Here is a 1,151-nt window from a genome sequence, read left to right as displayed (position 1 = left end):
TCCAGCACCACAATATCGAACTTTTCCTTCTCGTCCGCCAGCGCTTTCAGTGCTTCGAACGCATCACCCTCCAGAGTCTCAATATTATCCAGGCCGTTGAGTCCCGCGTTGTGGTGTACAGAGTCGATAGCGCCGGGAGAACTGTCTACGCAGGTTACCCGGGTAGCCCCTGCGCATGCCGCCTGAATGCCCCAGCCACCCACGTAGCTGAACACATCCAGCACACGCTTGCCTGGCGCGTAGGCCTGCAAACGCTGGCGATTCATTCGGTGATCGTAAAACCAGCCGGTTTTCTGACCGCCTTCAAGGGGCACCTCAAAACGAACACCGTTTTCTTCCACTTCAAGCAGGGTTGCTTCTGGGCCATGAGCTTGTTCAACATAGGTATCCAGTCCTTCCACTGAACGCATTTTGCCGTCGTTCTTGAGAATGATGGACTTGGGGTGCGCCAGTCGCTGAATCGCCCGCACAATCGACTCTTTCATGTGCTCCATTCCGGCGGTGGAAATCTGCACCACTACGGTATCGCCAAATCGATCGACCACCAGCCCGGAAAGCCCGTCACTATCGCCAAACACCCAGCGATAAAAGGGCTTATCAAACACCCGTTCCCGCAGTGCCAGTGCGGTTTCCATGCGCTGGGTCAGCCGATTGGGTGTCATGCCCTGCGCCGCATCACGGCTGATCAGGCGGCCGCAAATGAGTGCGTGAGGGTTCACGAACACTACGCCCAGGGGTTTGTCGTTTGCCGCACGTAACTCAGCCTGAGTACCGGCTTCAAACTGCGCCAACGGTGACCGCTGGATATCCACTTCGTTGCTGTAAACCCACAGATGGCCAGCCCGAAGCCTGCGCTCCGCGCCTTTGCGTAGATATAAAACCGGGAAATTCATTGCAACCACCTGATCGGAAAACGGGGCGTGGATTATACATTAACTAACGACGACAGCACCCAAGCTAGAGGGAACCGCCGGGCAAGGCTTTCCAAAACTGTGCGGAGCCAGGGATGGCGAAGCCCAAGCGCCACATGGATGTGCCGCAAGGAGCGTGTTTTGGAAAGCCTTGCCCGACGATTCCTACTCGGTTTATTCGGCGGCCGCCACATGCTCTGCGTAAGCAGCAGCATCCATCAAACCTTCAAGCTCGCCTTC

At 56.6% G+C, this 1,151-nt stretch carries 1 protein-coding gene; it reads right to left on the bottom strand.

The genetic code is table 11. The annotated features are described in order from the left end of the window. The coding region (locus ACTHYN_RS15660) for a class I SAM-dependent rRNA methyltransferase (RefSeq protein ID WP_441813337.1) at window positions 1-893 on the bottom strand (893 nt) is incomplete at its 3' end. Window positions 894-1,151: the final 258 nt, after the last annotated feature.

Source organism: Marinobacter sp. (genome assembly GCF_052091845.1).
GTDB lineage: Bacteria > Pseudomonadota > Gammaproteobacteria > Pseudomonadales > Oleiphilaceae > Marinobacter.
Note: the sequence above shows the minus strand (reverse complement) of the source record. Positions and strands in the feature narration are given on the sequence as shown.